The following is a 25,516-nucleotide window of genomic DNA, read 5'->3' as shown; positions in this document are numbered from 1 at the left end:
ATTGCAAAACAGCCCGCGTCATCGCGACAGAGCGCAGCCGTCCCTTGGTTAATTCCCCGCGACCCTTGCAAGTCTGCGCTTCAAGAACAGCTTATCGGCCTCATTCGCCACCAGGGCAATCGCCTTCTCGTAGGCCATGCAGGCCTGCTGCCACCTGCCTGCCCGCACAAAAAGCTCCGCCCGGGCTGCATGGAACGGCTGGTAATCTGAAAGGCCCGCCTCAAGACCGTCCACGATGCCGATCGCAGCCTCGAGACCTCCTGCCTCTGCCAGGGCCACAGCGCGGTTGAGCCGAACGACGTCGGTCGGCTCAAAAGCCAGCAACTCGTCATAGAGCAACAGGATCTGCGACCAGTCAGGCGTGTCGCCTTCGCAGTGACAGGCGGCAATCGCTGCCTTGATCTGATAGGGCCCCAGCCGCCCGCGGCTCAAGGCAACCTCAACGAGGGCAAGCCCCTCCTTGAGTTCTGATGCCTCCCAGAGCGCACGATCCTGATCGAGGAGCGCTATTCGCACGCCCGCATCATCAAGCCTGGCCGCCCGGCGCGCATGATTGATGGTCAAAAGCGCAAGGCAGCCCTCGATTTCAGGATCATCCGGCCGAAGGTTGTTCAGCAGACGGCAGAGAAAAAGTGCTTCCTGCGCCAGATCCCGGCCATCGTCAGCCGTTCCCGCATGGCCCGTGGTGAAGATCAGATAGACAACCCCCAACACCGCATCCAGCCGCGCCGGCCATTGCTCGGGGCCTGGCACTTCATAGGGAATGCCTGCTGCCGCCACCTTGGTCTTGGCCCGCGACAGGCGCTGGCCCATGGTTGTTTCCCGGTCCAGAAAGACCCGCGCGATCTCCTCCGTCGTCAGACCGCCCAGCGTCCGAAGCGTCAGCGCGACCTGCGACTTGCGCTCCAGCGCCGGATGGCAGCAGGTGAAGACCAGTCGCAGCCGCTCGTCAGGAATGTCCGGATTGTCGTCCTGACCCGAGGCCTCTTCCATCAACAGGGCGAGATCAGCCCCGGCCAGCTCTGCCGTTTTTGTGCGCCGGATCCGGTCAATCGCCTTGCGGTGCGCCACCTGAAGCAGCCACGCCTGAGGTGACGCGGGAAGGCCATTGCGCCCCCAATGGGAGACAGCGGACACCATGGCATCCTGCAGAACATCTTCGGCGAGCTGAAAGTCGCGCAGCTTACCGATGAGGATCGACAGCAACCGCCCCTGCTCTTCGCGCGCCAGCTTGCCGAGGATCTTCGTAACAGCAATGGCGTTGGAGGCAGGGGCGGTCATGTTTCTGTCCGGTTGAGTGCCAGATCCTGTGCTAGCCGGCGTCAGGATAGTCCATCACCGGACGCACTTCGACAGTGCCGTATTCAGCGCTTGGGATCAGCGCGGCGTACTCCAGCGCCGCATCCAGATCGGGAACATCGATGAGATAAAAACCGCCGAGATGTTCCTTGGTCTCCGCGAAGGGGCCGTCCATGGTCTCGACCTTTTCACCGCGCACGCGCAAGGTTGTGCTTGTCTCGGCCTCCTTCAGCCCCTCGCCTGCGAGCATCACACCATCGGCTGCCATCTTCTCGCTCAAGGACAGGTAACCAGCCATCATCTTTTCAAATTCAGGCGTGCCATAGACCGGCTCGTTCGCGGGGTCGGCATAGATCAACATCATGTACTTCATCACGTAATCCTCATTTCAAAGTCGGTTCAAGACCATCAAAAACCAAAGTGAAGCCGCGCCAGTGTTCCAAACAGAAGAACAGCGGCGAGAAAATTTGTTCCATTGCCAACATACCGCAACGGGTGATGGACTTCAGTTTCCTTGAGCCCAAAGGGATGCGCAAGCCGGCCAAGAACCAGCAGACCACCCGCTGCAAGAAGCCAGAAGCTGCCGGCTCCCTGGGCCTCGGCAAGCAACATCAGGATGAGCGTAAAAGGCACCCATTCGATGAAATTGCCATGACGGCGGACCTTGAGCAAAAGCGCTGAATGACCGCCGTCGCCGATGGAGGTTTCAAATCTCGGCCGCGCGGATGTAACGCCCATCCAGAGCACGAGCCAGATGGGCGTCAGCGCAAGCGCGACCAGGGTGGTGACATAAAAACTCATTCTCAAAGCACCTCACTTGGGTTTAGACACCCCCATGACGTTCGGCCCTTAGCGATTTCGACATGACATCAAAAAAAGAATGAAAAATTCTGCGGCGATGCGCCAACACCCGCAAACCAGCTCCTGAAATTCGGGCTTGACCCTGACACTAACGTCAATCCGTTAGCACCGGCTCATCGCGCATATGCGCAGGTCAAATCAGGGAAACAGACCGAGATGAGTGAACAGACGAACTGGCAGGGCAAGGTTGCCATCGTGACCGGCGGAAGCTCGGGCATCGGGCAGGCGACGGCGCTCGCCTTGACTGAAATGGGCGCCAATGTGGTCATCACAGGCCGTGACGGCGCAAGGCTCGCCGACGTCGCGGACAAAAACCCGGCAATCGAAGCGGTTCAGGCCGACAGCGCCGATCCGGCCGCCGGTAAGCGCATTGTCGAGGCGGCAACGCACCGGTGGGGCCGACTGGACCTCCTCGTCAACAATGCGGGCGCGGGCAAACCGCTTCCGATCGAAGCCTATGACGGGGAGGTCTTGTCCAACATTTGCGCGGTGAACATCGTTGGCCCGTCTCTTCTGTTGAAGGAGGCCCAGGCCGCCCTCACCGCCACCAAGGGCGCCGTCGTCAACATCGGAACCGCCCTGTCTCAAAATGCCGCGCCGGGCCTTGCTCACTATGCGGCCACCAAGGCCGCGCTTGAGCATCTGACCCGGTCCTGGGCACTCGAACTGGCCGCGCACGGCATAAGGGTCAACGCGGTCTCCCCCGGCCCGGTCAAAAGCGGCGCGCTAACCGGCATGATGGGACTGCCGGCAGACATTGCACGCTCGGTCGAGGAGACAGAGGCGGCCCAAATTCCCCTCGGCCGGCGGGGCGAAGCGTCCGATCTGGTGCCATGGATCTTGCGCCTGGGCAGCGCCGAAAACGAATGGCTCACCGGCCAGGTGCTCACGGTTGACGGCGGCTGGTCGCAGCGGAGCTAGGGTGCTTTGCGCTTGCTTTCTTGAAAGGGAGGCTTGACCTTGACACTAGTGTTAAGGTGCTAGACGCCTCCCGAAAGGAGCCCAAATGCAAATCAAGGAAGCAGCCGATCGGCTTGGCATCACGGAACGCATGCTACGCCACTACGAACAATCCGGACTTATGGAGACGGGCCGCGCGGACAATGGCTATCGCAGCTATGACGCCGCAGACTTGCGCCGCGCGACCCGCATCCGCGACCTTATTGCCACCGGGTTTTCGACCCGCGAAATCCGAGCTATGGCGGCCTGCCTGTCCGACGAGGGTGACGGCCCCTGTGAGGGTGGCGTCGCGCAGCTGCTCGGGAAACTTGAGCAGATCGAACGGCTTCGGGCCGACCTTGACGCCAAACGCGACGCCGTTCACGCCCGCCTGGCCACCCTCCGCGCGGCCCTCTCCGAAGACGCCTAACACGTGGATCCTCGGGACAGGCCCGAGGATGACGCCGGTGGGTGTGGTGGACGGCAATGACCATCTAACCCCCTACATTCCCCGAACCACCCGCGGTCATCCCCGCCTTGTGCGGGGATCCAATCCACGTAGCTGCCAACCGGGCGGTTGTCTGCGAGCTGGAAACTGCCGTGCATTCTCTGCTTTGCTCGATACGCTTCGGGAACCAATAGATCCCCGCACAGGGCGGGGATGACGCCTGAGTTGGAGGCAAGGCCTTGCCCATGCCGCTGAAAACAGCCCCCTCCGTCGTCATTGTCGGGCTTGTCCCGGCAATCCAAAGAGCCTCACCGCGAAGGCCTGGAGAGTGGATCCTCGGGACACGCCCGAGGATGACGCCGGTGAGTTTGGCGGCGCCCTCCAATGACGGCAGGGGCATGGCTTCTATTGATGTGGTCTGACCTTGCCCCTCTCCCCTCGCCCTCCCGGACGAGCGCAGCGAAGATCCGGGACCCAGTACATCAGGAGCTCACGGCCCCTGCCGAGATGCCTGCGGCTACTGGATCCCTGCCTGCGCAGGGAAGGCAAAGAGAGGATGCAACAGACCTTATCCCTCAATCAGACAGGGATAGCCCCCTCGCAAGGCATTGAAAACACACCCACTGCCTATGAATAGCCGGAACTTATCCTCCCCTGCCGGACCTGTCGTATCATCACTCCCGTTCCTGCCATCACGGGGCCGCTGATGGACCGTCCGTTCGCGGTGGTGGGGACCGGGTTTCGAGGATGAGGTCTGGTGTAACGGACCAGAGCCTTATCCGGTGACTGGCAGCTTGAACCTGCAGCGGGGAGTGACGCTGCAGATCTCAGGCGTGTCTCGTATCTGGCAAACCGGAGGACACTCTACCTTCGGCGCGCAGAAAAGAGAAAGGCGCACGTTCAGTCATTTGGGACACGGAACCTGGGCAGGCGCAACGGCCTTGCACATCCCAACTTACCAACCAACGCCCGGCAAGTCCGGAGCGCCTGCCATCCCGTTTGAGCGGGAAACCGAGAACCAGCCAAAACGCCGGGGAGAGATCCTGCGGCGGATCTGGTGCTGGTCTCACCGTCCGTGGTGTTGCCGACCAAGACGCCCAACGGCGCCCCCTAGACCGCCCGCAGGTCCCGGTAGCCTTTGAAAATCAGAAATGCACCAATCCCGAACAGGCCCGCGCCGCTCAATTTGTCCACATTGATGCGGCTGCCAAGTGGCGATCTGAGCGCTGCGAGCGCCAGCATCGCATAGCCCATGATCGAAGCGCCATCCAGGACGACGAAGATCAATCCATAGATGAAGGACTGCGACAGGACATCGTGCTCAGGCGATATGAAACTCGGAAACAGTGCCGCGAAAAAGACAATGGCCTTCGGGTTGCTCACGCAGGAGAAGAAGCCGCTGATAAAGGCCGAGCGATATCCCCGGTGAACGGCGTTTTCCTCAGGCGCACGGGGTTTTGCCGTGAAGGCCGAATAGGCGAGATACAGAATATACAGCCCGCCGATGATTTGCAGCGCCGGCAGGATCTGGCTGGCGACACTCAAGAGCGCCGACAGACTGAGAACGGCAACGACGATATGCACAACCGAGCCAAGCGCATCGCCGGCAACGCTGGCCATTGCGGCCCTGGGCCCATGCCGCACGGCAAGGCTGGACGCCAGAGCCACCGCCGGCCCCGGCGTCGCAATGATCACCAGTGTTGCCGCGAGAAAAGCGAGAAAAAGCGTCAGGTCCATCGGGTTTCCAATTGATCGTTGCGCGTGGCCGCAGCCCTTGATCAGAGCGTGCCCAAGTTACTGGGTCAAGCACGCCTTAGCATTTTTGACAGGACTGCGCAGGTCATTTTCACGATCAGCCGGGCCGGAAAGGTCCAGGGCCTATTTGGACTTGTTGAACAGCTCCCGGCCAATCAGCATGCGGCGGATTTCCGAGGTGCCGGCGCCGATTTCATACAGCTTGGCATCGCGCAGAAGCCGGCCGGTCGGATAGTCATTGATGTAGCCGTTGCCGCCCAGAAGCTGGATCGCGTCGAGCGCGAGTTTGGTGGCGTTCTCCGCAGCAAAAAGGATCGCCCCGGCCGCATCTTCGCGGGTCGTCTCTCCCCGGTCACAGGCCTGGGCCACCGCATAGACATAGGACTTGGTGGCATTCATGGCGACATACATGTCCGCGACCTTGCCCTGCACCAGCTGGAAGGTGCCGATGGGCTGTCCGAACTGCTCGCGCTCGTGAATGTAGGGGATCACCACATCCATGGCCGCCTGCATGATGCCGACCGCGCCCGCCGACAGGACGGCGCGCTCATAGTCGAGACCCGACATCAGCACATTGACGCCCTTGCCGACTTCGGCAAGCACGTTTTCTTCCGGAACCTCGCAGTCCTGAAACACCAGTTCGCCGGTTTCAGACCCACGCATGCCGAGTTTGTCGAGCTTCTGAGCGACAGAAAAGCCCGGAAAATCCTTCTCGACCAGGAACGCGGTCATGCCCTTGGGCCCTGCGTCCGGATCAGTCTTGGCATAGATGATCAGCGTGTCGGCGCAAGGACCATTGGTGATCCACATCTTGGTGCCGTTGAGAATGTACTTGTCGCCCTTCTTTTCGGCGCGGAGCTTCATGGAAACGACGTCAGACCCGGCGCCCGGTTCCGACATGGCCAGAGCGCCCACATGTTCGCCGGAAATCAGCTTGGACAGATAGCGCGTCTTCTGTTCGTCGGTGCCCCAGCGGCGCAGCTGATTGACGCAAAGGTTGGAATGCGCGCCATAGCTCAGGCCGATGGAAGCCGACGCCCGGCTGACCTCCTCCATGGCGATGCAATGCTCGAGATAGCCGAGACCAGAACCGCCCCAGTCCTCTTCCACGGTGATGCCGTGCAGACCCATCTCGCCCATTTCAGGCCAGAGTTCGCGCGGGAACCAGTCCTCCCGGTCGATCCGCTCTGCCAGCGGCGCAATCCGGTCCTGCGAAAACGCACGCACGCTGTCGCGCAGCATGTCGGCCGTTTCGCCCAGGTTGAAATTGAAAGACGGAAAGTCGTTGCGGATCATGGTGCATCTCCTCCCAGAGACAGTCTGTTTGCTGTTGACCGGCCTAGGGGCGGTCGTATTTGACGAAATCGCTCAAGGTCCCGATCCGGTCGTAAAGCTGGCGCGCCCGGGCGTTTCCTTCTTCCGTGTGCCAATAGATCTTGTAGCAACCGAGCCGGTCCGCCTCTGCGGAGACAGCCTCGATCAACTTGCGACCGACACCACCACCGCGCAGGCTCTCGTCGACGTAGAGGTCTTCGAGATAGCAAGTAGGCTCGAGCGACCAAGTGCTTGCGTGCGGCAGGGAGTGCACAAGGCCCACAAGCCTGCCGTCAAGCTCGGCGACAAGACCGAAATGCCCGCCCTCATCCAGCAGCCTCTCGAACAGGCCGTCGGTCACTTCGGGAGCCAGGTCCTGCTTGTAGAAGGTCAGGTAGTCTTGCCAAAGACGGCCCCATTCGGCCCTGTCGGATGCTGACAAAGGCCGGATCGTTGCGTCGCTCATCGTGTCAGTCCTCCATGCCTTCAAGGCACATCAGGGTGAAAAGTCCGGTGGAGATATGAGACTGATCATCATCGTCCAGACCAAAGACATCGGCACGGCAAACGGTCAACGTCCGGCCGGGCTTGATGACCCGTCCGCGAGCCACGATCCGCGATGCCTTCGCCGGATTGAGAAGATTGACCTTGAACTCGGTCGTCAGGATTCCGGTTCCTGCCGGGAACAGCGTCAGCGCTGCATAGCCGGCGGCAGAATCTGCAACAGAAGACGTGGCACCGGCATGAAAAAAGCCATGTTGCTGGGTGAGTTCAGGCCTGAGCTGAAGTTCAATGTCGATAGCGCCGGGCGCAAGATGGGCCAGACTTGCCCCAAGGTGCATCATGAAGGGTTGCCTGGCGAAACTTTGCCGCACGCGCCTTTCCCAGTTCGGATCCCGAGGCTCCAGAAGCATCAGACCGTTTCCTCCAGAGCGTCCCGTGCAGCCGCAAAGTCCTCGAACTCAAGTCCGAGTTCCTTCATGCGCACGCGGCACCCGGCTTCGACCTCATCAAGATCGTTGAGCGCATGTTCGAGGTCCCGCCGCTTTTCCAGAAGCTCGGCCCGGCGATCGGAGATTTTCTGCATCAGCAAACGCAGCTGGCCGGGCTCGCCAGGCGCCTTGCCATACATCTCGATGATCTCGCTGATTTCGGCCAGGGAAAAGCCAAGCCGCTTGCCGCGTAGGATCAGCTTGAGCCGTGTGCGGTCGGCAGGCGTATAAAGCCGCTGACGGCCACGGCGCTGGGGAGACAAGAGCCCTTGCGCTTCGTAAAAGCGAAGCGTCCGCGTGGTGATCGCGAATTCCTGGGTCAATTGCGTGATGGTGTAGAGCCGCTGCATGGATCCTCCGTGGAGAACCGACCTTTTCGCTTTTTGACCTTAAAGTCAACAGAGGCTTATTTTCATATAAAACGCAGATATTTGAAAAAATCAGCGCACCAGTGAATCCAGCGTCAGCCCGCTTGCGAGAACGTTCAGATCCACCTCTCCTTCGATGCCGGCAATATCGCCGCGCTGATGATACTGCCACATCGCCCATTCATTGGCATAGCCTGGAGAGCGCCAGATAGACCTCGCCCACAGCGGGCGGCTAAGGCCCTGCCCGGTCAGATAGGCAAAATACACATCTTCAGGCGCATAGAGCATGACCTCCCGGCCACTTGCCTGCTCCACCTGCGCCACAAAATCGGAGACCTCACGCAGCAGCTCGTCCCGAGGCGGACGCCGCGCACAATTGCCTTCGAACTCAATGTCCAGCACCGGCGGCAACATGGCCTCCTGAACCGGCAGTTGCTGCAGGAAGTTGGCGGCCTGCTCTGCCCCCGGCTTGCACAGGGAGAAGAAATGATAGACGCCGCGGACAAGACCGGCCTCGCCCGCGCTCTTCCAGTTGGCGGCAAAGGCATTGTCCTTGAAGTCGCCGCCTTCGCTTGCCTTCATGTAGACGAAAGCAACATCATCTGATGCGACCTGATGCCAGTCGATCGCGCCCTGATGGTGGGAAACATCAATGCCCCTCACCGGGTAGAGCTCCCTGTCCGGTTCCCATGTCATGAAGAAGACAGCCGCCCCCACAATCGACAACACCGCGCCTATGGCCACATAGAAAAGGACCTTCAGCAATCCCTGCAAAAAACGCATTCGACCCCAGCCTCTTGCGACCACTCAAACCGGCGCAAAAATCGCGCCTGCAAACGGCATACACTTTTTGCCACCGGCACCGCTAGGTGCCTTCAGCCTGGAACCCGCTTCTAGGGCCGCTCAAAGGTTCCAAATCCGTGCTCGTCGAAATATTCGATCCAGACCGACTTGGCATCTTCCGCGTTTTGACGCTCGAACCGGACCAGCGAACGGCTGCCCGCTGGCGCATTCTCAAGGCGCGGCTCGAAGACGAAGGTATCGCCGTCCCAATGCGTCAAATCGAATGTCTGACCTTTGGGGCCGATTTCCAGAACCAGCCCGTCGTTGCCGGACACGATTTTTGCGGGGCCGAAATAGGCATTTTCATAGGACCCGGCATAGTCCGCCAGAGCCCCGGCCGCCTTTGGATCCACCGGCGCAGGCTTGCCGGCCATGGTGCCGACAGGTTTCATCAAGGGTGCCAGCAGCTGCTCATAGCCAGCCAGCCAATCCCGCGTCAGCGCGCCGTATTCAACCACGTCCATAAAGGATCTCGCGAGGCCCTCGGGAACACCGAAGGGCTCGGCATTGGTCAAGACGACAATGCCAAGATCGAGAGACGGCACCATCAGAAAACCCGTTGCCGCTCCCAGCGCAAAGGCACCCGAGTGGCTGAGGGTCACACGACCCGTGGGCTCCACGCCGACATTGAAACCGAAGCCATAAAACCCGGGCCGGGCATCCAGCGCATGTTGCGGCGAAGAGATCATCTGGGCCGTTGTTGCCTGCAAGAGGGCGTCTTTACCGATCAGCTGCTTTCCATCAAATGCGCCTTCTCCCAGAACAAGCGCCATCCACTTCGCCATGTCATTGACGCTTGAGCTCACCCCGCCCGCCGGCGACTGCGCATCCGGCTGCCGTTGATAGAGGCTCTCGAATGTTCCGCTCTCGCGCACATGTGGCAAGGCACGATTGTCCCGGTCCATGTAATCCGAAAACCGGGAGCTGGTGCTGCTCATCCCGAGAGGTTGGTAAAGCACATCATCTGAAAGCGACGCCCAGTCGGACCTGGACGCCCTGGCAACCGCCTCACCTGCGGCCGTCAGGCCGAAATTCGTGTAGGCGTAGCTGTCGCGGAAGGATCCGAGCGGCAGCAAGCGCAGGCGCTCCAGGACCTGTGCGCGGTCAAAGCCAATATCCTCCAGATCGTCTCCGGCATGATCAGGAAGACCGGAGCGATGTGCAAAGAGGTCTCCAAGGGTGAGCATTTCGGAGACGGCTTCGTTTTGAAGCCGGAACCCAGGCAGATGGTCGACCACCGGATCGTCCCAGCGGATAATACCCTCACCGACCTTGCCGGCCACGACAGTTGCGGCCAGCGATTTTGAAAGGGACGCGATCTGGAACACGGTTTCCGCATCGACCGACGCTGGGTCCCCCACAGCGAGCACACCATAGCCCTGGGCAAAGACGGTCTTGCCCTTCCAGACAACCGCCACCGCAAGACCGGGCACCCCGGACCGCTCAAGAACGTCTTGTGTCAGCGCATCCAGCTTCCCCAGCGCGGCCTCGATCTGTGCGTCATCAACCGGAACGGAGACCGTTTGCGCTGGTGAGAGCGCCGGCTCTTCAGCCCGCGCAGTCACAGCGGGGCCGGCCAGAACCAGGGCACAAGCCAGTCCAATCCCCTTTGACAAACGGCGTGAAAGGTCATGGCAATCGGCAAAACGGCGGCGGGACCGCGTAAAACTGGCAAACATCAAAAACAACCTCCAGAAGCAATAACGCCCGAGGTCTACCGAAAAGCTATTGCTGTTAGGTGAAGTTCGGCCAGAGCGGTGCCGAGGCGAGTTCCAAGACATTGCCGTCCGGATCATTGAAATAGAGGCTTGTGCCACCCGCGGGCCAGATGACCTCGCTGACAATCTCGACATCACAACGTGCGAAATGATCCCGCCACGCCTGAAGTTTGCCTGCGTCGACCCGAAAGGCGAAGTGGGAATGACCGACGCTGTCGTGACCGGGAACAATACCACCGGGCGTGGCCACATCCTCGCCGGTATGCCCGCGATAAAAAACAAGCAACGTCTGCGCCGGACCAACGTCATAGGCAAAAAGCCGGTCGCCCGCGACCATGCGCGTCAAGCCGAGAACGCCTTCATAAAAGCCATGTGCCGCATCCATGTCGTCGACATAGACCGCTGTTTCCAAAATGCCGTCAAGCGAGGGAGCTGTCATTGCAAACCACTGATCCGAAAAGTACCGGCACAAAATTTAGCTGGCAGGCAGGACCAAGGCAAACCCGCAAGGCTTTCCGGCACCCCTTCTAGCCAAGCTCCAGATCAGGCGCCGTCATCCGTGGCTCGAACTCTGTAATGCGATAGATCGCAAGTCCGTTCTTGTGAAACGGGTCATCCCTGACAATCGCCTCTATCTGATCCCAGCTGGACGCCGCGGCGAGAATGACACCGCCAGTTCGCGGAACCTTGGGCCCGGAGGCAAGGAACACGCCGCGCTCATAGTTCTGTTCCAAAAACACACGATGTGCCGCCAGCTGGGCATCGACCGCATCAAGCTCGACTGCATATTCAAGATCGAGGACAAAAACGCTTTTCATGGATGTCACCACCGCTTTGTTCAGCCGAGATATCCCACGGCGGATAAGGCCGCCGCGGGCGCTGCAAAACCCTGATCAGGCGATCGAGAGCTTCACGTCGATGTTGTTGCGTGTGGCGTTGGAATAGGGACAGACCTCGTGGGCCTTGGCAACAAGAGCCTCAGCTTCGTGTGCCTCCAGTCCCGGGATCGACACTTCGAGCGCAACCTCCAGGCCAAACCCGCCTTCGGAACGCGGACCTATGCCGACTTCCGACGTGATGCTCGTCTCGGCCGGAATGGTCTTCTTGTCCTGGGCGGCGACAAATTTCAATGCACCGATGAAACAGGCGGCATAGCCCGCAGCAAACAGCTGCTCCGGATTGTTGCCCTCACCGCCCGCGCCGCCGAGCTCCTTCGGCGTGGCAAGCTTCAGCTTCAGAGATCCGTCGAGGGTTTCCGCGACACCGTCACGGCCACCGGTTGCCTTGGCTTTTGTTGTGTAAGCGACTTGAACACCCATCTTCGTTTTCCTTCGTCTGGCCTGCTGGAGGGAGACTGATCCATCCGCGGCCCCAATGAATTGATCACATTAAATCGCGCACGATCTAATATTTGGAAATATATATCGTGCGCGATTTAATTTCAACATCTTGCGATAAGATCGCGCACGAATTATCTTCGCTCGCTTGTAGAGTTGCGTAAGTGAAAGCAAGACTGCCATGACACAAACGATGTTCCCGTTTGACCTGGATCCGGTGCCCGAGCCCAAGAAAACCCAGAAAGCCAAGAAAAAGGCCAAGGCCAAACCGGTGGAAACCAACGCACCGGAGGGCACAACCGTTCCAGAAGACCAATCGGCGGACACAAGCGTCGCAACAGAAAAAGCCGTAGAGGTAGAGGCGCGGGCAGACGTCAGTGAGACAGTAACGGTCCCGGAACCGGGCGACCTGCTCCTCGAGCAATTTCTGTGCTTTTCGCTTTATTCCGCCAATCACGCCATGACGCGGGTCTACAAGCCCCACCTTCAGGAGCTTGGCCTCACTTACCCGCAGTATCTCGCCATGGTCGTGCTCTGGCAGAAAGACAAGATCCTTGTCGGGGAGCTGGGCGACCGGCTGCAGCTGGAATCCAACACGATGACGCCGCTGCTGAAACGCCTGGAGGCGATGGAGCTGCTGACCCGCACGCGTGACAAAAAAGACGAGCGCCAGGTGCGCATCGCTCTGACCCGCAAGGGCCGGGCCCTGAAAAAGAAGACGGGCAGCCTTTCAGCCTGTATTCTCGCCGCCACCGGCATGTCCGTCGAGGACGTCATCGACCTGCAGGGCAAGATCATGCTCCTGCGCGACAACCTGCTGAAAGCGGCCGAAACGGATCAATGAGACGCGCCGAATTGGCCGGCCTTCGAAAGCTGCCTAAAACGGCAGGCCGAACCAGAGGGCGGCAATCCCCAGGAAGGCGAAGAAGCCGACAACATCGGTGACAGTGGTCACAAAGACGCTTGAGGCGATCGCCGGATCAACATTGACCTTGTCGAGGGCAATCGGAATCAGCAGGCCCGACAGGCCGGCAAACAGCATGTTGATGATGATCGAACCGGCGATCACGATGCCAAGACCCGGACTTTGAAACCACGCCCAGGCGGTCAGGCCGATCAGGACCGCCAGCGCCAGACCATTGAGGAAGCCCACGAGAACCTCGCGGCGCAGAACCCGCAACATGTTGCGCGCACCCAGCTCCTGGGTCGCGATACCGCGCACGGCGACAGTCATGGTCTGCGTGCCGGCGTTTCCGCCCATGGACGCCACGATCGGCATCAGTACAGCCAGTGCCACCATCGCCTCGATGGTGTCTTCGAACAGCGCGATGATGATGGACGCCAGAACCGCGGTGCCGAGATTGACAACCAGCCAAGTCAGCCGCGAGCGCGCAATGGTCAGCACGCTGTCGGAAATCTCTTCATCGCCCACCCCGGCCAGGGCACGCAGATCTTCTTCCGCCTCTTCCTGGATCACGTCGACGATGTCATCGACGGTCAGGATCCCGACCAGCCGCTCGTTTTCATCGACGACCGCCGAGGAAACGAGGTTGTAGCGCTCAAACCGGCGGGCGACTTCCTCCTGATCCTCGGTCGCCAGCACCGCATGACGGGTCTCCGTCATGATCGAGGTCACCTTCTCGTCCCGGGTGGTGCGCAGGACCTTGTCCAGTGCGACCGCCCCCAGAAGCCGGAACGTCGGATCGACGACGTAGATCTCGTAGAAACTGTCCGGCAGATCGCGCGCTTCGCGCATGTAGTCGATCGTTTGCCCGACGGTCCAGAACGGCGCGACAGCGATGAATTCCGTCTGCATGCGCCGGCCGGCACTGGATTCGGGATAATCCAGAGCCCTTTGAAGCTGCGCGCGGTCCGCATAGGGCAGTTCGCCAAGGATCTCCGCCTGATCCTCTGCATCCATGTCCTCGAGGATGTAGACGGCATCATCGGAATCGAGGTCGCCAAGACCTTCGGCAATGTCCTCGTTCGGCAGCGTTTCAAGCAGCTTGAGACGGACCGCCTCGTCGGTTTCGGTCAGGGCGGTGTAGTCGAAGTCATCGCCGAGCAGGCGCACGAACCGGGCCCGATCAGCCTCCCCGAGGCTCTCGATCAGATCACCTGTATCGGCCTCATGGAGCTTGCCCGCGAGCTTCAAGAGCCCGATCGCATCCTCAGCATCGATAGTCGCCTCAACCGCCTGGATAAAGGCGTGATTGAGGTGGCCTTCCTCGTCGCGCACGGAAAGGACGGGGGCATCTGCGGTCAGATCGTCCTGCAGGTCGATGTTCGCCATGAAGCCCCTCTTTCTCCGCGATTTCGCGGATGAAACTCACACAAAGAGGGCGCGGTTGCCCTGCCCTCACAAGTAACGCTGCGCGAAATCATTTGCCACAAGGATCTGATGTGCCGTCCACAATCTTGAGGGCACCGCACGCAGAAAGATTGTACCGACGTCAAAGCCTGCCGGCGTCAATCAACAGGGCAGGATTTCACCCGCTGCGCACGGCGGATCCCGGTGAGATAGTCCCTGACCCGTTCCGGCAGGATACGCTCCTCATCGGAGATACAGGGCAACGCCTTGCCAAAGGCCCGGCGGGCCCGGTCCGTGCTCAGACAGACCCGCCCGGCCGCCAGAACCTTGTGCTCGAGATACCAGAGCCGGCGGCAAGAAAGGCTGGCCAGGTTCTGCGGCGGGACCTTCATCGCCTCCACCAGCGCAGGCGTCAGTCCCCTGGTCTCAGCCTCAGCAGCCGGCACCGCCCCCATCAGGCAAAACCCGAGACCAAGCGCGAGAGACAGCACTGAGGCTCTCAGATGGCTGGACATGACGAGGTTTGCTCCTGAAGCAAGTCGGAAAGAGCAATTTGCCGCTTTCTGCCGTGTTAGCGCAGCATTTAACTAAGCTACGGGCGAGAGAAGATGAATCTTAGTGATCAAGAAATATAACCAGTCCACGGACACATTTCTGAACCTCATAAGAATACCACTGACCCAACTTGAGCTTGGCGAAGCCGTATTTGGACCGCTCTCCGGGGCCCGTCTTATGCGACTGGTGAACGAAACCATTTTCAAAGATGGACAGGTTTGGCCGAATAACCCCCAAGGCACCTCGCATGGCCACCTCTTTTCTTGCCGCAAACATAAAATACTCACTTGCTGCGGGCTCGTAATTTTAGTTCAAACAAACGAGATACATTTTCAGTAAGGTTAAAGTGCTTTGAGGACGCGGGAATGATTTCACAAAAATTTAGCGACAGTGACGCCGCTATTGAAGCGAAGGAAGCTGCCACGCATTACAGACACTTAGAAACAATTCGGCTCACGTACATAAATTTCCTAATTACAATTAATCTAGCGTCGATCGGTTTCTTAGCAACGACACTCAACAATATAGACAATAATAAATCAATCGCAATTATATTTATATTTTACTTCATAATACTTCATTTAATAAATTCGCACCTAACAACAGCTATAAGAAGTCAAAGCTATGTTATACTTGCGTATGAAACTTCTATATTCAAATTGATTGATCTTGCATATGCACAGAATGAAATTAGGCAGTTGATAGAGATAAGAAACAACCTCCCTCTTTCATTCCGAACAAGTACAAAACCAACACGCAATTCTTTGCAAAAAACCCTCTATATATTTAACTTTATTCCAATAGCTGGAAACATATTTATTTTATATCATTCAATAAGTATGGATTTTAGCATATATTTTTCATTGAATTCAGCAGCAATTATAACCCTCATGCTGATAAAGTACTTTATTGACATCAGACATCAGAGAAGAACACGAAAAGAAGTTGAAGAGAAAGACCTCTGATTTATGAATATCTTATGAGTAGCGCGCGACCAGCCGTCGATCTCTCAGGTTTTCGCTCGCGAATGTAATTATCCAGAAAAAACGACATACTAAATCATTTCCCATCACGGAAAGTACTCCGCCGCCTCAAAAGCAGTCATTCATCTCCTTAATCACAGACAACGCACGGACATAAAGGGCTTACGGCCCAATAATTTCGCCATTTGTCGATCCTGTTTCTATTCCTAGATAGTCACCGAAGTTTTCAGCTCTCCGGCAATTACAAGTCGGCAACTGCTCATCTTACTGCCCCAAAAGACGACCAATGAAACTTGTCCGCCTATTCCATGGCATCCTGGCGGATCCGGGCCATCTCGAGAGACTTCGTTTTCAGAGAGATTTCAATGGATGACCGTGTGTCCAAAGATGGAACCCGTCGCCGGTAATACCAGGTGCCGGAAATATGGCACTTCAGGAACCGATCACGATCACGCATACCCCTCCCTCACACGTATGTGGGGTAAGAATTGGGGTAAAAAACGCGATTTAGTAAATAAAAAAACCGGCACTAGGCCGGTTCTCTTTAGAATTCAACCACTTGCCAAGTCAGCAAATGGTGCGGTCGAGACGCGCCGCATCCGATAATTAACATAATAATTTCAGCTACTTAATTTTCCGTTGCCCGAAAATGTAGGGCGATTTGTAGGGCGTTATGTAGGGCGCTCTTCAAAGTTGCATATCAATATATTTTCTCCTTAAACTATAATCACCCTCCTCATTGGGAACCGTATGGGACGGATTGTTGAGAGGAACCTTGTAATGAGCAAACTCTTGATCGCGGCGGCGCTTAGTCTCGTCCTGTTTCCGTTCGCCGCCAAGGCGCAGCCCGTCGAGGTTCTGTTTCAAGGTGTGATCAACGCCAAAGGCAAAGACTGCCCCAGGGTGACGAACATCAACCCCATAGGTCAGCGGTCGTCAGGCTCTGCTGTTGTTGCAGCGGCCTGCTCGAATGGCGGTCGGCACGTCATTGAAATCAAGCCGGACTATTCCCTCAAATACATATCGACCTGCCGAACCTATGAAGGGTTAGGCGGCAAGTCCTGCTTTTGAAGGCCGATTGAACAATTCGGTACTACAAGAGATTTGATGGTGCGGCCCTGGCATCAGCGCTTGAAATGAAATTCGCGCTGCCGATCTAATGCCCCATGGAATTTTAACACACAAAGAACGGTCCGCGCCGGTCACTGTCGGGAACTTGCGCAAGGCCGGACACAAGATCGAGGTGCATTGCATTCAACCCTATTGCAGTGCTCAAGAGATAATCGACCCGGCCCGTTTCAAGGATCATGAAGCGATTCCGGATCTCGGAAAGCTGTATCGGTTAACGTGTGAACGATGCGGACACGTCGGTTTTGAAGCCCGACCCGTATACCCGAAGGCAAATGGAACGATTTGAAAATCCCCGTCAGGAACCGCCATCAATAGAAACAGATTTCTATACCGGTCCTTTCTGAACCTAGCTGAAGAACTGAAAAACAACGGCCAAATTCCACGCTAACAACTGCCCCGTAGACCGCATAAATCCCCTTTACGAAATTACGCTGAAAATTTGCAAATACTTTTGTTGCGACGTTGATAGTTGAGTAGTCTAAAACTACCAACCAAATGCCTTTCTCACAGCTTTCCAATCGGTCTAATTGTCATTGTTATCTGACGGTAAACCCGAAATGAATTCGCCAAACGCTTGCATTTCTTTGTTCTCAATGAGAAGAAATTCCATTCGCTCCAAACAATAGCCTTGAAACAAGTCACTATAGCCACGACCTAATGCATATTTGGTGATTTTTAAATCTTGCTTCAGTAAATTTAAAGTAGCATCGGACTCCACATTTAATTCATCTCGGCTAATTATGCCAGAATTAAACGACGAATACATAATATATACTTTATTTAGATATATGAAAACCAAGTATAGCGCCCTATGTATCCCCTCTACGTCATTTTTATCTAATTGACCAGAAATAAGGCGTTCAGCAGTCATTGCTAATTCTGGATATTCAATGCACGCCTGATTAATCGCAAGCTGCTCATTCCAAGACCTGCTTACAATCGACTCCTTGTCTTTATACCGGTTGTACCGATAAACCGTCGCCGCCACCATCACCGCCGCAGCACTGGTCACCACAGGAGCAATTTGAACCAATAAATCAAATATCAGAACTAATTCCATTATTTAAAATTTCTGCGTTAATGACTCTGCGCCCTTGTTTAACCGAAACTATACGCCGCCTTTACAGATTCTACAGGCTCACATGCGAGCGCTGCGGCAATGTCGGCTTTGAAGCCCGGCCCGTTTATCCCAAGGCGAGCGGGACTATTTGACTTACCTTTTACTAGCGATTTTCTCGATAGGATCTCTCTGACCACGCTTTAACAATTGCAATCGAACTGCAGATACAATTGCATATGCATACAAATAGTCTAAAGGCGCGGATACCCCAATATCGTCTTTCAAATAATAGAATTTTTCTGCAAAATAGACATAGAAAAACAATTCGTTGTTTTTAATTCCGTAAAAAAAATCTTGTTCCGCAAGCTCAACTAAGGACGGCAAGCCGCTATAGTATGTTCCTAAACTGCTATGCTGAATTAGTGCGCTATTACGTAACCCCACAATACTTAGAGACTCCAAATCATCCAAATATAAGGCATTAGAAATAACGTTTGGAAAATTATATCGAAGCCCTAAACAAAATTTGTAGTATAAAACAAATTCTCTTGACCAACGCTCACGCTCAAAATGGCTTAAGGTATTTTTGTCAGGCTCTATTTTGCTAATTTCACTTGCCGCCCATCCTGCGGCCGCGCCTGCTATTATCTTTCCGGTTTCAGAAAGTATCCTCTTCGCCTGCTCAGTATTCCCCGGAACCTTCTCAGGGAATTTCTTTCTGACATCTTGCAATCGAATGAAATACTGAAATCCGGTCTCAGTTTCCTTTTTAAAGTAGGCTATTTCTTTTTGTTCGATCAGACGGATCAATTCACTTGCATCTACATGATATTTTGTTACTGCATCCGTCAATTGAATGTACATCTCGTCTGACATGGACCGGTTTCGCTTTTCGGATAACGTTCAATGTTTCATTCAACCAAAAACAATATTTGATCCTGACACAAGACACAAAAAAAGCGCGCCCAGGTTTCCCAAGGCGCGCGTTTTCAATTGTGATCAGTGTGGATCGCCGCAACGATCTTTTCAGTCAGATTTTCAAACTTATCCGATAGCTTGTTGATTGCCAGCACCAGCCGGGTTTCAACTTCCTTCAGGTGTTCGCGGCTTGCGTAGTCTTCTGCCACTTTCAGCCGGAAGTCATTCAAGTCAGCGCGCACCGACAAGATGGCAGCGAAGAGAAACCACCAAGCCCCGCACAACACCACTGCAATCGCCAGAAGCGTCATGACCTGTGCCCACGTAATGGCCCCATCCATCACCAGCACCCCCGGCGTTCGCCGTTCCGATCGTTCCCCGCAACCCGCTCCGCGCCGCCCCGATCGACAGCCACAAGCGCCAGGAATCCGGCCGGACTTATGTTATTCGGCGTGAACCCGGCGCAAGGCTTCGCACTCTTCGCGCTCTGACAGGCTCCGAGCGCTGAAATACTCAAGACACAAGCGATAATCCGAAAGGCGTTGCAGAGCCGCATCGTCGCTTTTCCTTTCCTGTTCTGCTTCCAGGCTGGCTTCAAGGTCTTTCGCCCGGTCCTTGATCAGCGCATGGCCTTGCCCAAGCGCGTAAACGGATGCAATCACAGCGACAGCCAACAAAAAGGCCGCTAAAAAGCGGCCTGTTTTGCTTTGGATGAAGAACGAAATAACAACCCCGATCATTGCAGTTCCGCCTTGAGCGACTTTACCGCCAAGATCAGACGGCCATGGAAGACAAGCCCAAGCAGCGCCAAGCCGATCACAACGCCTCCCGAGATTGCGACCACGCGCCAGTCAGAAAACAGGCTTGCCCCAATCATGCCACCGCCACCGAAAAACACTGTTCCGATGCGCTCCCAAAAGCCGACCGTCTTGATTGCCGGGCGATCAATCGCACCGGGAACCACGGCCACACCGTCACAAATCTTTTCGCTCTGAAATGCCGGTTCAATCTTGGTGTCCGGCTCTTCGTGCACTGCCACCGGAAGCACTACACGGGCAACCGGAACGGGATCACCCATCAGAAGGTGATCATATTCGGGAACAGCATCGAAACAGGGACACGCCTTGCGAACACCCGGAAAATCCCGGTGTCCGCAGATGGTGGTGATGGCCGGGAAGTCTACCAGAAGCCCGCGAATGAGGGCATCGAGCGCCGCCTTCTGTTGTGGCGTCCGGGTGTCCTTTGGCGAGAGCTTGCCGTCATTGGTCACGCCGCCAACATAGCAAATGCCGATGGTGTGCGAATTGTGCCCGCGCACATGCGCGCCCTTGGCCTCGACCGGGCGTCCAGGCCAAATTTCACCCTGCAGACCGACGACGAAATGATAGCCGATATCATTCCACCCCCTGTCCATATGCCATTTGCGAATGGTCGCCACGGACACCGGCCGACCGTCCGGTGTCGCCGAACAGTGAATGACAATTGTATCTATCTTCCGCATAGTTACGGTTCCTTTCAGGCACAAAAAAAGCCGCTCGAGCGGCCTCGTAATCTTGAGTTATGGGGAAAAGTTCGTTGGCACTGGATAAAATCAAACAGATGCGGTTAAGAACAATCCAATGCTTGAACTTGAGAGGCGAAAAACATGGAAGTAATTTTTGGGAGTGTTACGATACCAATTTGCACCGGACTTGCTTGGCTCGCATACCAACACCATGAGGATTTTGGGCGCATAGCAAAGGTACTAATGGCACTGTCTACTATGGTAGTATTTGTGGCCGGAATATTCAGTTATGCCGCAAACTACGGCGCACGATTGGCCCTTACTCACAGCCAAGAACAAAGCACTTTAGACCTTCAAGAAATTAATTCCCTGATGCCATTTAGCTTTAATCACGTTGCATTTATTTCGATAATGTTCGCGGTTTACGTAGCGATTTTATGGACTATGCCTTACTTCATCAATTTAGATGATAAGTAAACAGTATAGACGGCAGACTAATTTTCCGGCGCAATCGGCAACAAGTAGTGCAGCGCTACCCGCACCTTGCCGCCCGTAAAAGCGCCGGTGTCACCATTGGCCGTGAGAACAACAGGCGTATCCGCATAGAAGGCTTGCGGCCCGATCACCCCGGCGTTGGTCGACCCGGCCGCTATGCCAAGAAAGCCCCCGAATTTTTCGGCTTCCCCGGCGATCCCGCAATGATAATTCCAAACTCCCGTGACCTCTTCCGTGGTCCGCGTGGACACGCAAAAGACAATCGCCCGGTCGGGAATAACCACGGAACTTGCGACACTCGCGCCGCTCAAGATCAGTTCCTCTTCAACGGTCACGATGCGGCTTTCTGCGCCGTTCAGCGTGGATGCCAGGGTGACAACACCCGGCCCGGTCCAGGAAGTGCCATTGAACACCGCACACCCGCCCTCGTCTGCCACATAGGCCCGCCAACCGGCTTGCGGCGCGAAGAAGGACCAGGTGCCCTCCCTGTGGCTGGCAATGGCCCCGTCCTGCCCCGCAAAGTCGCCAGTCGCCTCGGTCGGCACAATGTAGCGGTCACCATCGGCCGGGCTTCCCGGCGCGCTTGGCTGGCTCTGGCTTAGCACTGACAGTTGGACAAGGGCGTCCAGCACCCCAAGCGCCTCATTGTGGGTGACGTGTTTCTGACTTTGGCTTGCCGCGATTTCCGGCAAGCCCAAAAGTGGCGTTGTCATGGATTAGTTTCCTTCAATCAAAGCCGACGCACCAACGCCCCGGCCATAGGTTGCAGACATCTGAAAGACAAAGAAGGTGAAGCCTTCCCCCACGCTGCCAAGGTCAACCAACTGATCGGCGGCCGTGTAGGTGACGCTTTGGCTCGATGCGTCCAGCGTCCGTTTCAGATCGCCGCCCTGCCAGATTTCAACGGCGTATAATTCGGCGTCTTCCCCAAGGGGCACGTCCGGCGCTTCCCATGTGTCGCCGCCGATCCGCGTGCGCCGGACCCACGACAGCACAACATCGCCGCCAACGGTGGCAGTTGATTTCAGATGAACCGGCGACAACGGGCGTTCGCCCCGGCCGGTCATGGTGACGCTGTAGGCGGCGAAGTCTTCCCCGCCAACAACACCGTCCGCAGGCCCGACTTGCCAATTGAGCGGCAAGCCGATCTGCCCGCGTTCCAGGCCGCTTTGCACCATGCCGCCCGTCGGCACCACCACACGGCTACCCGCCGCCGCACCCATGGCGCTTTCGCTGCCCCGCTGCCCTCGCAGCAGCCGGGACAGGCGATAGGTCCGCGTGCCGATCAATTCCGCATTGGCGAACTGCAACAGCTCCCAATCCCCGGACGCCGACTGCACGAGCAAGGCGTTTCCACCTGCCAAAACCAGGTCATCGGAAAGGCTTTGAAGGCTTCCGCTGTAAAGCTCCACCTCAACGGAATTGGCATTGTCCCAACGATAAAGCGGCCCCGGCGCAAGGTCGGTCTTCACCTCCCCGATGGTTCCGGCGACACCAAGGCTTGCCCGTGTGACAAAACCGCTGTCCGAAGGACTGGACAGGAACACCAAGCCCGGATTGAAGGGCAGCTTGTAGCCTGTCAAATACCCCTGCCAGGCTGAATCACCATCCCGCAACAACGGACCGTCGACAAAGACGCCAAGGGCGCTTGCCGACTGTTTCTGCGTCCCGAAGCTTCGCGCCCGGCCAAGGCCTCTTGAGGGCTCATAGACCGGTCCGTCATAGCTCTTGGCGCTTACGCTTCGCCCGGAACCGGAAGAGCCGCCATCGGTCACCTTCGACGAGCGGGCAAGATAGGACCGCCCGCCGAACTGCAGCCGCACCACGTCGCCCGGTTCAAGGGCAAGCGCCTCCTCCGCAACACCGAAGGTGAAGCCTTCCCGGCCCGCCCAAGCCTCTTGCAAGAGACTTTCGGCAATGCCCTGCACGCGGGAGAAGTCCAGGACAACGGGACTGTCCGTCACCACCACGCGGTCACTTGTCACCGCTTCCAGGAGCCCTTCCCCGGTGACGGTCTCAAAGTCCCGTGCAACGTCATAGGCTGTCAGGCGCACCACACGCGGCAATTCGGTCTGTTGCGCCCGCTTGATGGTGACAGGCTCTGCGTCCTTGCCGCGATCCAGCAATGCCCCGGCGTCCAGATCCAGAACCGGGAAACGAGATCGGCGCGACCGCGCGACGATCTTGCCGCCCGATTCCAGCGCATCGAAGAAGAACACCGCCCCCAGCATCTCAAGAACGCCGCGCGCGCTGGCCACATTGTCGACGATGTAGCCATCGGCCACACCGTCAAAACCGCCCGTGTCGAAGTCGGCACCCTCGACAAGGCCACTTCGCGTCAACATGAGCCGCGCAAGACCGTCAGCCGGCACACCGCCCAAACGGCCAGAAAGCCAATGCCCGGTCGTGAAATTTGCGTGATCGGCCCAGGTGTCACCGTCCACCGGAAAGCTTGGAAACGGTCGCACGTCCCATGCCCAGGCGAACATGCGGGACGTATCGACCATGGCCCCACCGTAGGCGCCCGAAACCGGATTGTTGCCGCCTGTCTCTGCCCAATAGTCCATCACAGCGCGCAGATACCGACGCTGAATCAGATCGTCCCGCGCCGTTGATGAATAGTGCGGAACAAAGCTTTCAGACGACTTCGGATCATAAAAGACATTCGGCTGATTGGTGCCCTTGTCGATGGCCGGACAGCCGAACTCTGTAAACCAGATCGGTTTGCTTTCAGCCGTCCACGCCGTCGCGCTCGCATTGCGCACACCGCCCGGCCGGTTCCGGTGGGTGTTCTGCCACCAGCTGCGAATGTCCTTTTGCCGGAACACCCAATCTTCACCGTGGGCACCGTCATGGATTGCCGTTCTGGTTTGGCTGTCACGGTCGGCTTCGCTGGCATAGTACCAGTTGAAATATTCCCCGCCCTCGATGTTGGATTTGAGATAATCCAGATCATAGATCGACTGGTATTCGGCGGAATGGTCGGCATGGCCGGTTCCATCCCGCCAATCGGACAACGGCAAATAGTTGTCGATGCCGATGAAATCCAACTCAGCATGCGACCAAAGCGGATCAAGATTAAACCAGACGTCCCCGGTGCCATCGGCAGGCCGGTAGGAATGATATTCTGACCAATCGGCCGCATATCCGAGCTTTGTGACACTACCGACAACGGCACGCACCTCCCCCAACAAGTCAATCAGGCCGTCCACGAACGGAAAGGAATGTCCGGTTCCGCGAACGCTGGTCAGTCCCGGCATTTCGGTTCCAATGGCAAAGGCATCAACACCGCCCGCAAGATCCGCCAGCTTGGCCAAATGCAGGATGAAACGGCGGTAAGACCATTCGGGCGGCCCCGAATAGATGACCGCGCCGCCGGACACGCCGAAGTCAGCCGCATTGGCTGTTCCCAAGAAAACGGCGGCTTGCGTTTCCGCAGCCGCCGTTTGATCGACCGTGCCGGGCTGTCCCGGCGCGGGATGGCATGTAATCCGCCCGCGCCAGGGGAAAACCGCTTGTTCCGTGCCCCCGTATGGATCGGGCAAGCCGTTCCCGGCCGGAACATCCATCATGATGAAGGGATACAAAAACACCTTGAGCCCGCGCGCCTTCAAGTCGGCAATGGCCGCAATGACGCTGGCGTCATTGGGCGATCCGCCAAAGGCTGGCTTGCCGTCAACTTGGCTGACAACCGTCGCCACTCCGCGCGACAGGCCTGCAACTTGCCAACTGATCGGCGTGGTTTGCTTGGTGCCCTCTTCAACGCGCGGCGCGATCTGGCATGATCCGCACCGCAGATCATCGCCGAACCACGCGACCACCAGGGCGACCGCCTCCACACTCGGCAAGACCGCTTCCACAAGGTCAAGCGAGTGGTTCCAGTCCGTGTCATGGGTCTTGGTGTGGCGGTTGTTGTCGGTCGTATTCGTGCCGCTCACCACATCCTTGACCAAGGCAGGTGAATAGCCAAATTCGGTTGAACCGGGCAAAAGACAAACGCCGGTCAAACGCTCTTCCTCATAGCCAACAGCCCGAATGACTTCGAACGTCAGTTGCGGAATCCGGTTGCCATAGGCGGCAAGCGGCAAATCCTCGAAAACGACATAGGCCGTGCCGCGATAGGCAGGCGCATTGCCGGTGCCTTGCTTGGCTTCAATCAGGGCGTCCGGCTCTTGGGCTTCCGTGCCCTTGTAGATGCGCGCATGGACAGTGGTCAGGTCCAATTCATCCCCATCCGCCCAGACCCGCAAAACTTGGGAAATCGGCCCCTCGCAAAGACCGACCGCGAAACTGGCAAAATAGCTGTAGTCTGTTGTGGTCGTGGACGCACCGCCCCCGCCTTTGCCGCCCTGTTGCTGCGTTGTGGTTGTGACCACTTCATCCAGCTTGGTTGCCCAAATGACTTGACCCGATACGCGGGCATGACCGGCGATGATCGGAATGGCCGCGCCTTCCGTCGATGACAGCACTTGCAGACTGTCAAGCCGCTGCCCCTCGACGGACTGCGAAGACCCGCCACCGCCAAACAGGAAGCTGTCAAGCAGGGAACCGCCAATGGTGGCGGCACTTGTGATCGCGGACGCAACAAGTCCGCTCGCGCCACTCGCGCCGACAAGTGCCGACGCGGCCGCGCCCAAAAGAAGCGTAGCCATGATGGGGAGCCTTTAATTTTCGGCGTGAACAAA

The 25,516-nt window shown here is 57.2% G+C and carries 29 protein-coding genes; 5 read left to right on the top strand and 24 right to left on the bottom strand.

What is annotated here, in order from left to right; all coding sequences use genetic code 11:
* Nucleotides 1–48: 48 nt before the first annotated feature.
* The 3 genes from IG617_RS04125 to IG617_RS04115 are packed head-to-tail and all read right to left on the bottom strand — an operon-like array spanning nucleotide 49 to nucleotide 2,100.
* Nucleotides 49–1,281, bottom strand: a complete 1,233-nt coding sequence (locus tag IG617_RS04125) for an RNA polymerase sigma factor (RefSeq protein WP_192107636.1) — start codon at nucleotides 1,279–1,281, stop codon at nucleotides 49–51.
* A 31-nt stretch (nucleotides 1,282–1,312) separates the two neighbouring features.
* The gene (locus tag IG617_RS04120; protein ID WP_192107634.1) at nucleotides 1,313–1,672 is read right to left on the bottom strand and encodes a YciI family protein; all 360 of its coding nucleotides are present in this window, start codon (nucleotides 1,670–1,672) and stop codon (nucleotides 1,313–1,315) included.
* A gap of 35 nt (nucleotides 1,673–1,707) precedes the next feature.
* A complete protein-coding gene (locus tag IG617_RS04115; RefSeq protein WP_192107632.1) occupies nucleotides 1,708–2,100 on the bottom strand; it encodes an MAPEG family protein in 393 nt (130 codons plus the stop codon).
* 216 nt (nucleotides 2,101–2,316) lie between these two features.
* Here IG617_RS04115 and IG617_RS04110 point away from each other — a divergent pair, with 216 nt between their 5' ends.
* Together IG617_RS04110 and IG617_RS04105 are read left to right on the top strand one after the other, a co-directional pair.
* Nucleotides 2,317–3,081: an SDR family NAD(P)-dependent oxidoreductase gene (locus IG617_RS04110; protein WP_192107630.1), complete on the top strand. Its 765-nt coding sequence runs from the start codon at nucleotides 2,317–2,319 to the stop codon at nucleotides 3,079–3,081.
* Nucleotides 3,082–3,166: 85 nt separating this feature from the next.
* Nucleotides 3,167–3,529, top strand: a complete 363-nt coding sequence (locus IG617_RS04105) for a MerR family transcriptional regulator (RefSeq protein WP_192107628.1) — start codon at nucleotides 3,167–3,169, stop codon at nucleotides 3,527–3,529.
* Nucleotides 3,530–4,657: 1,128 nt separating this feature from the next.
* On the opposite strand, the gene IG617_RS04100 is transcribed toward IG617_RS04105, so the two are convergent.
* The 10 genes from IG617_RS04100 to IG617_RS04055 all read right to left on the bottom strand — a co-directional run bounded on the left by IG617_RS04100 (nucleotide 4,658) and on the right by IG617_RS04055 (nucleotide 11,856).
* Nucleotides 4,658–5,284 (bottom strand): LysE family translocator, encoded by a 627-nt coding sequence (locus IG617_RS04100; RefSeq protein WP_192107626.1) that lies wholly within the window; start codon nucleotides 5,282–5,284, stop codon nucleotides 4,658–4,660.
* A 141-nt stretch (nucleotides 5,285–5,425) separates the two neighbouring features.
* Nucleotides 5,426–6,598 (bottom strand): isovaleryl-CoA dehydrogenase, encoded by a 1,173-nt coding sequence (locus IG617_RS04095; RefSeq protein WP_192107624.1) that lies wholly within the window; start codon nucleotides 6,596–6,598, stop codon nucleotides 5,426–5,428.
* Between the two features lie 43 nt (nucleotides 6,599–6,641).
* The gene (locus IG617_RS04090; RefSeq protein ID WP_192107622.1) at nucleotides 6,642–7,082 is read right to left on the bottom strand and encodes a GNAT family N-acetyltransferase; all 441 of its coding nucleotides are present in this window, start codon (nucleotides 7,080–7,082) and stop codon (nucleotides 6,642–6,644) included.
* A 4-nt stretch (nucleotides 7,083–7,086) separates the two neighbouring features.
* Nucleotides 7,087–7,530, bottom strand: coding sequence for a PaaI family thioesterase (locus IG617_RS04085; protein ID WP_192107620.1), 444 nt, complete (start codon nucleotides 7,528–7,530; stop codon nucleotides 7,087–7,089).
* Nucleotides 7,530–7,958 (bottom strand): MerR family transcriptional regulator, encoded by a 429-nt coding sequence (locus IG617_RS04080; protein WP_153768642.1) that lies wholly within the window; start codon nucleotides 7,956–7,958, stop codon nucleotides 7,530–7,532. Before IG617_RS04080 ends, IG617_RS04085 begins: the two co-directional genes overlap by 1 nt.
* A gap of 90 nt (nucleotides 7,959–8,048) precedes the next feature.
* Nucleotides 8,049–8,759 (bottom strand): glycoside hydrolase family 25 protein, encoded by a 711-nt coding sequence (locus tag IG617_RS04075; RefSeq protein ID WP_192107618.1) that lies wholly within the window; start codon nucleotides 8,757–8,759, stop codon nucleotides 8,049–8,051.
* A gap of 110 nt (nucleotides 8,760–8,869) precedes the next feature.
* Entirely contained in the window at nucleotides 8,870–10,498 is a 1,629-nt protein-coding gene (locus tag IG617_RS04070; protein ID WP_192107617.1) for a serine hydrolase, read from the bottom strand.
* A 55-nt stretch (nucleotides 10,499–10,553) separates the two neighbouring features.
* Nucleotides 10,554–10,976: a VOC family protein gene (locus IG617_RS04065; protein WP_192107615.1), complete on the bottom strand. Its 423-nt coding sequence runs from the start codon at nucleotides 10,974–10,976 to the stop codon at nucleotides 10,554–10,556.
* Nucleotides 10,977–11,064: 88 nt separating this feature from the next.
* Nucleotides 11,065–11,355, bottom strand: a complete 291-nt coding sequence (locus tag IG617_RS04060) for a YciI family protein (protein ID WP_192107613.1) — start codon at nucleotides 11,353–11,355, stop codon at nucleotides 11,065–11,067.
* A gap of 75 nt (nucleotides 11,356–11,430) precedes the next feature.
* A complete protein-coding gene (locus tag IG617_RS04055) occupies nucleotides 11,431–11,856 on the bottom strand; it encodes an organic hydroperoxide resistance protein (protein ID WP_192107611.1) in 426 nt (141 codons plus the stop codon).
* A gap of 199 nt (nucleotides 11,857–12,055) precedes the next feature.
* On the opposite strand from IG617_RS04055, the gene IG617_RS21595 reads away from it, so the two are divergent.
* A complete protein-coding gene (locus tag IG617_RS21595) occupies nucleotides 12,056–12,718 on the top strand; it encodes a MarR family winged helix-turn-helix transcriptional regulator (RefSeq protein WP_254170436.1) in 663 nt (220 codons plus the stop codon).
* Nucleotides 12,719–12,751: 33 nt separating this feature from the next.
* Here IG617_RS21595 and mgtE read toward each other — a convergent pair whose 3' ends face one another.
* The 3 genes from mgtE to IG617_RS04035 all read right to left on the bottom strand — a co-directional run bounded on the left by mgtE (nucleotide 12,752) and on the right by IG617_RS04035 (nucleotide 16,180).
* Entirely contained in the window at nucleotides 12,752–14,167 is a 1,416-nt protein-coding gene (gene mgtE, locus IG617_RS04045; protein ID WP_192107609.1) for a magnesium transporter, read from the bottom strand.
* Nucleotides 14,168–14,343: 176 nt separating this feature from the next.
* A complete protein-coding gene (locus IG617_RS04040) occupies nucleotides 14,344–14,700 on the bottom strand; it encodes a hypothetical protein (protein ID WP_192107607.1) in 357 nt (118 codons plus the stop codon).
* A gap of 1,324 nt (nucleotides 14,701–16,024) precedes the next feature.
* A complete protein-coding gene (locus IG617_RS04035; protein WP_192107605.1) occupies nucleotides 16,025–16,180 on the bottom strand; it encodes a DUF6538 domain-containing protein in 156 nt (51 codons plus the stop codon).
* Between the two features lie 323 nt (nucleotides 16,181–16,503).
* Between IG617_RS04035 and IG617_RS04030 the strand changes: the two genes are divergently transcribed.
* Entirely contained in the window at nucleotides 16,504–16,794 is a 291-nt protein-coding gene (locus IG617_RS04030) for a hypothetical protein (protein WP_192107603.1), read from the top strand.
* A 103-nt stretch (nucleotides 16,795–16,897) separates the two neighbouring features.
* On the opposite strand, the gene IG617_RS21775 is transcribed toward IG617_RS04030, so the two are convergent.
* The 6 genes from IG617_RS21775 to IG617_RS04005 form a co-directional block, all read right to left on the bottom strand.
* A complete protein-coding gene (locus tag IG617_RS21775; RefSeq protein WP_276529808.1) occupies nucleotides 16,898–17,032 on the bottom strand; it encodes a hypothetical protein in 135 nt (44 codons plus the stop codon).
* A 345-nt stretch (nucleotides 17,033–17,377) separates the two neighbouring features.
* Nucleotides 17,378–17,914 carry a hypothetical protein gene (locus IG617_RS04025; RefSeq protein WP_192107601.1) on the bottom strand — a complete coding sequence of 179 codons (537 nt, stop codon included), beginning with the start codon at nucleotides 17,912–17,914 and terminating at the stop codon, nucleotides 17,378–17,380.
* Nucleotides 17,915–18,067: 153 nt separating this feature from the next.
* The gene (locus IG617_RS04020; RefSeq protein WP_192107599.1) at nucleotides 18,068–18,790 is read right to left on the bottom strand and encodes a hypothetical protein; all 723 of its coding nucleotides are present in this window, start codon (nucleotides 18,788–18,790) and stop codon (nucleotides 18,068–18,070) included.
* Between the two features lie 113 nt (nucleotides 18,791–18,903).
* A complete protein-coding gene (locus tag IG617_RS04015; RefSeq protein WP_192107597.1) occupies nucleotides 18,904–19,173 on the bottom strand; it encodes a hypothetical protein in 270 nt (89 codons plus the stop codon).
* A gap of 102 nt (nucleotides 19,174–19,275) precedes the next feature.
* Nucleotides 19,276–19,572, bottom strand: coding sequence for a hypothetical protein (locus IG617_RS04010; protein WP_192107595.1), 297 nt, complete (start codon nucleotides 19,570–19,572; stop codon nucleotides 19,276–19,278).
* Nucleotides 19,569–20,333 carry an N-acetylmuramoyl-L-alanine amidase gene (locus IG617_RS04005; RefSeq protein ID WP_192107593.1) on the bottom strand — a complete coding sequence of 255 codons (765 nt, stop codon included), beginning with the start codon at nucleotides 20,331–20,333 and terminating at the stop codon, nucleotides 19,569–19,571. Before IG617_RS04005 ends, IG617_RS04010 begins: the two co-directional genes overlap by 4 nt.
* A gap of 144 nt (nucleotides 20,334–20,477) precedes the next feature.
* On the opposite strand from IG617_RS04005, the gene IG617_RS21430 reads away from it, so the two are divergent.
* A complete protein-coding gene (locus IG617_RS21430) occupies nucleotides 20,478–20,813 on the top strand; it encodes a hypothetical protein (protein ID WP_209008262.1) in 336 nt (111 codons plus the stop codon).
* Between the two features lie 17 nt (nucleotides 20,814–20,830).
* On the opposite strand, the gene IG617_RS04000 is transcribed toward IG617_RS21430, so the two are convergent.
* Both IG617_RS04000 and IG617_RS03995 read right to left on the bottom strand, forming a co-directional pair.
* Nucleotides 20,831–21,544, bottom strand: a complete 714-nt coding sequence (locus tag IG617_RS04000) for a DUF2793 domain-containing protein (protein ID WP_192107590.1) — start codon at nucleotides 21,542–21,544, stop codon at nucleotides 20,831–20,833.
* A 3-nt stretch (nucleotides 21,545–21,547) separates the two neighbouring features.
* Nucleotides 21,548–25,483, bottom strand: coding sequence for a baseplate multidomain protein megatron (locus IG617_RS03995; protein ID WP_192107589.1), 3,936 nt, complete (start codon nucleotides 25,481–25,483; stop codon nucleotides 21,548–21,550).
* Nucleotides 25,484–25,516: the final 33 nt, after the last annotated feature.

Origin of the sequence: Roseibium polysiphoniae (assembly GCF_014842925.1) — a bacterium.
In the GTDB taxonomy this organism is placed as follows: domain Bacteria; phylum Pseudomonadota; class Alphaproteobacteria; order Rhizobiales; family Stappiaceae; genus Roseibium; species Roseibium polysiphoniae.
Note: the sequence above shows the minus strand (reverse complement) of the source record. Positions and strands in the feature narration are given on the sequence as shown.

Bases quoted from the DNA above. Each gene is read 5' to 3' on its own strand.
- IG617_RS04020 (WP_192107599.1), bottom strand. From the start codon at position 18,790: ATGTCAGACGAGATGTACATTCAATTGACGGATGCAGTAACAAAATAT.
- IG617_RS04010 (WP_192107595.1), bottom strand. From the start codon at position 19,572: ATGATCGGGGTTGTTATTTCGTTCTTCATCCAAAGCAAAACAGGCCGC.
- IG617_RS04060 (WP_192107613.1), bottom strand. From the start codon at position 11,355: ATGAAAAGCGTTTTTGTCCTCGATCTTGAATATGCAGTCGAGCTTGAT.
- IG617_RS21595 (WP_254170436.1), top strand. From the start codon at position 12,056: ATGACACAAACGATGTTCCCGTTTGACCTGGATCCGGTGCCCGAGCCC.
- IG617_RS04080 (WP_153768642.1), bottom strand. From the start codon at position 7,958: ATGCAGCGGCTCTACACCATCACGCAATTGACCCAGGAATTCGCGATC.
- IG617_RS04040 (WP_192107607.1), bottom strand. From the start codon at position 14,700: ATGTCCAGCCATCTGAGAGCCTCAGTGCTGTCTCTCGCGCTTGGTCTC.
- IG617_RS21430 (WP_209008262.1), top strand. From the start codon at position 20,478: ATGGAAGTAATTTTTGGGAGTGTTACGATACCAATTTGCACCGGACTT.
- IG617_RS04115 (WP_192107632.1), bottom strand. From the start codon at position 2,100: ATGAGTTTTTATGTCACCACCCTGGTCGCGCTTGCGCTGACGCCCATC.
- IG617_RS04085 (WP_192107620.1), bottom strand. From the start codon at position 7,530: ATGCTTCTGGAGCCTCGGGATCCGAACTGGGAAAGGCGCGTGCGGCAA.
- IG617_RS04120 (WP_192107634.1), bottom strand. From the start codon at position 1,672: ATGAAGTACATGATGTTGATCTATGCCGACCCCGCGAACGAGCCGGTC.
- IG617_RS04125 (WP_192107636.1), bottom strand. From the start codon at position 1,281: ATGACCGCCCCTGCCTCCAACGCCATTGCTGTTACGAAGATCCTCGGC.
- IG617_RS04100 (WP_192107626.1), bottom strand. From the start codon at position 5,284: ATGGACCTGACGCTTTTTCTCGCTTTTCTCGCGGCAACACTGGTGATC.
- IG617_RS04005 (WP_192107593.1), bottom strand. From the start codon at position 20,333: ATGCGGAAGATAGATACAATTGTCATTCACTGTTCGGCGACACCGGAC.
- IG617_RS04025 (WP_192107601.1), bottom strand. From the start codon at position 17,914: ATGGAATTAGTTCTGATATTTGATTTATTGGTTCAAATTGCTCCTGTG.
- IG617_RS04075 (WP_192107618.1), bottom strand. From the start codon at position 8,759: ATGCGTTTTTTGCAGGGATTGCTGAAGGTCCTTTTCTATGTGGCCATA.
- IG617_RS04030 (WP_192107603.1), top strand. From the start codon at position 16,504: ATGAGCAAACTCTTGATCGCGGCGGCGCTTAGTCTCGTCCTGTTTCCG.
- IG617_RS04000 (WP_192107590.1), bottom strand. From the start codon at position 21,544: ATGACAACGCCACTTTTGGGCTTGCCGGAAATCGCGGCAAGCCAAAGT.
- IG617_RS04095 (WP_192107624.1), bottom strand. From the start codon at position 6,598: ATGATCCGCAACGACTTTCCGTCTTTCAATTTCAACCTGGGCGAAACG.
- IG617_RS04035 (WP_192107605.1), bottom strand. From the start codon at position 16,180: ATGCGTGATCGTGATCGGTTCCTGAAGTGCCATATTTCCGGCACCTGG.
- IG617_RS04070 (WP_192107617.1), bottom strand. From the start codon at position 10,498: ATGTTTGCCAGTTTTACGCGGTCCCGCCGCCGTTTTGCCGATTGCCAT.
- IG617_RS03995 (WP_192107589.1), bottom strand. From the start codon at position 25,483: ATGGCTACGCTTCTTTTGGGCGCGGCCGCGTCGGCACTTGTCGGCGCG.
- IG617_RS04105 (WP_192107628.1), top strand. From the start codon at position 3,167: ATGCAAATCAAGGAAGCAGCCGATCGGCTTGGCATCACGGAACGCATG.
- IG617_RS04110 (WP_192107630.1), top strand. From the start codon at position 2,317: ATGAGTGAACAGACGAACTGGCAGGGCAAGGTTGCCATCGTGACCGGC.
- IG617_RS04090 (WP_192107622.1), bottom strand. From the start codon at position 7,082: ATGAGCGACGCAACGATCCGGCCTTTGTCAGCATCCGACAGGGCCGAA.
- mgtE (WP_192107609.1), bottom strand. From the start codon at position 14,167: ATGGCGAACATCGACCTGCAGGACGATCTGACCGCAGATGCCCCCGTC.
- IG617_RS04015 (WP_192107597.1), bottom strand. From the start codon at position 19,173: ATGGATGGGGCCATTACGTGGGCACAGGTCATGACGCTTCTGGCGATT.
- IG617_RS04065 (WP_192107615.1), bottom strand. From the start codon at position 10,976: ATGACAGCTCCCTCGCTTGACGGCATTTTGGAAACAGCGGTCTATGTC.
- IG617_RS21775 (WP_276529808.1), bottom strand. From the start codon at position 17,032: ATGATCCTTGAAACGGGCCGGGTCGATTATCTCTTGAGCACTGCAATA.
- IG617_RS04055 (WP_192107611.1), bottom strand. From the start codon at position 11,856: ATGGGTGTTCAAGTCGCTTACACAACAAAAGCCAAGGCAACCGGTGGC.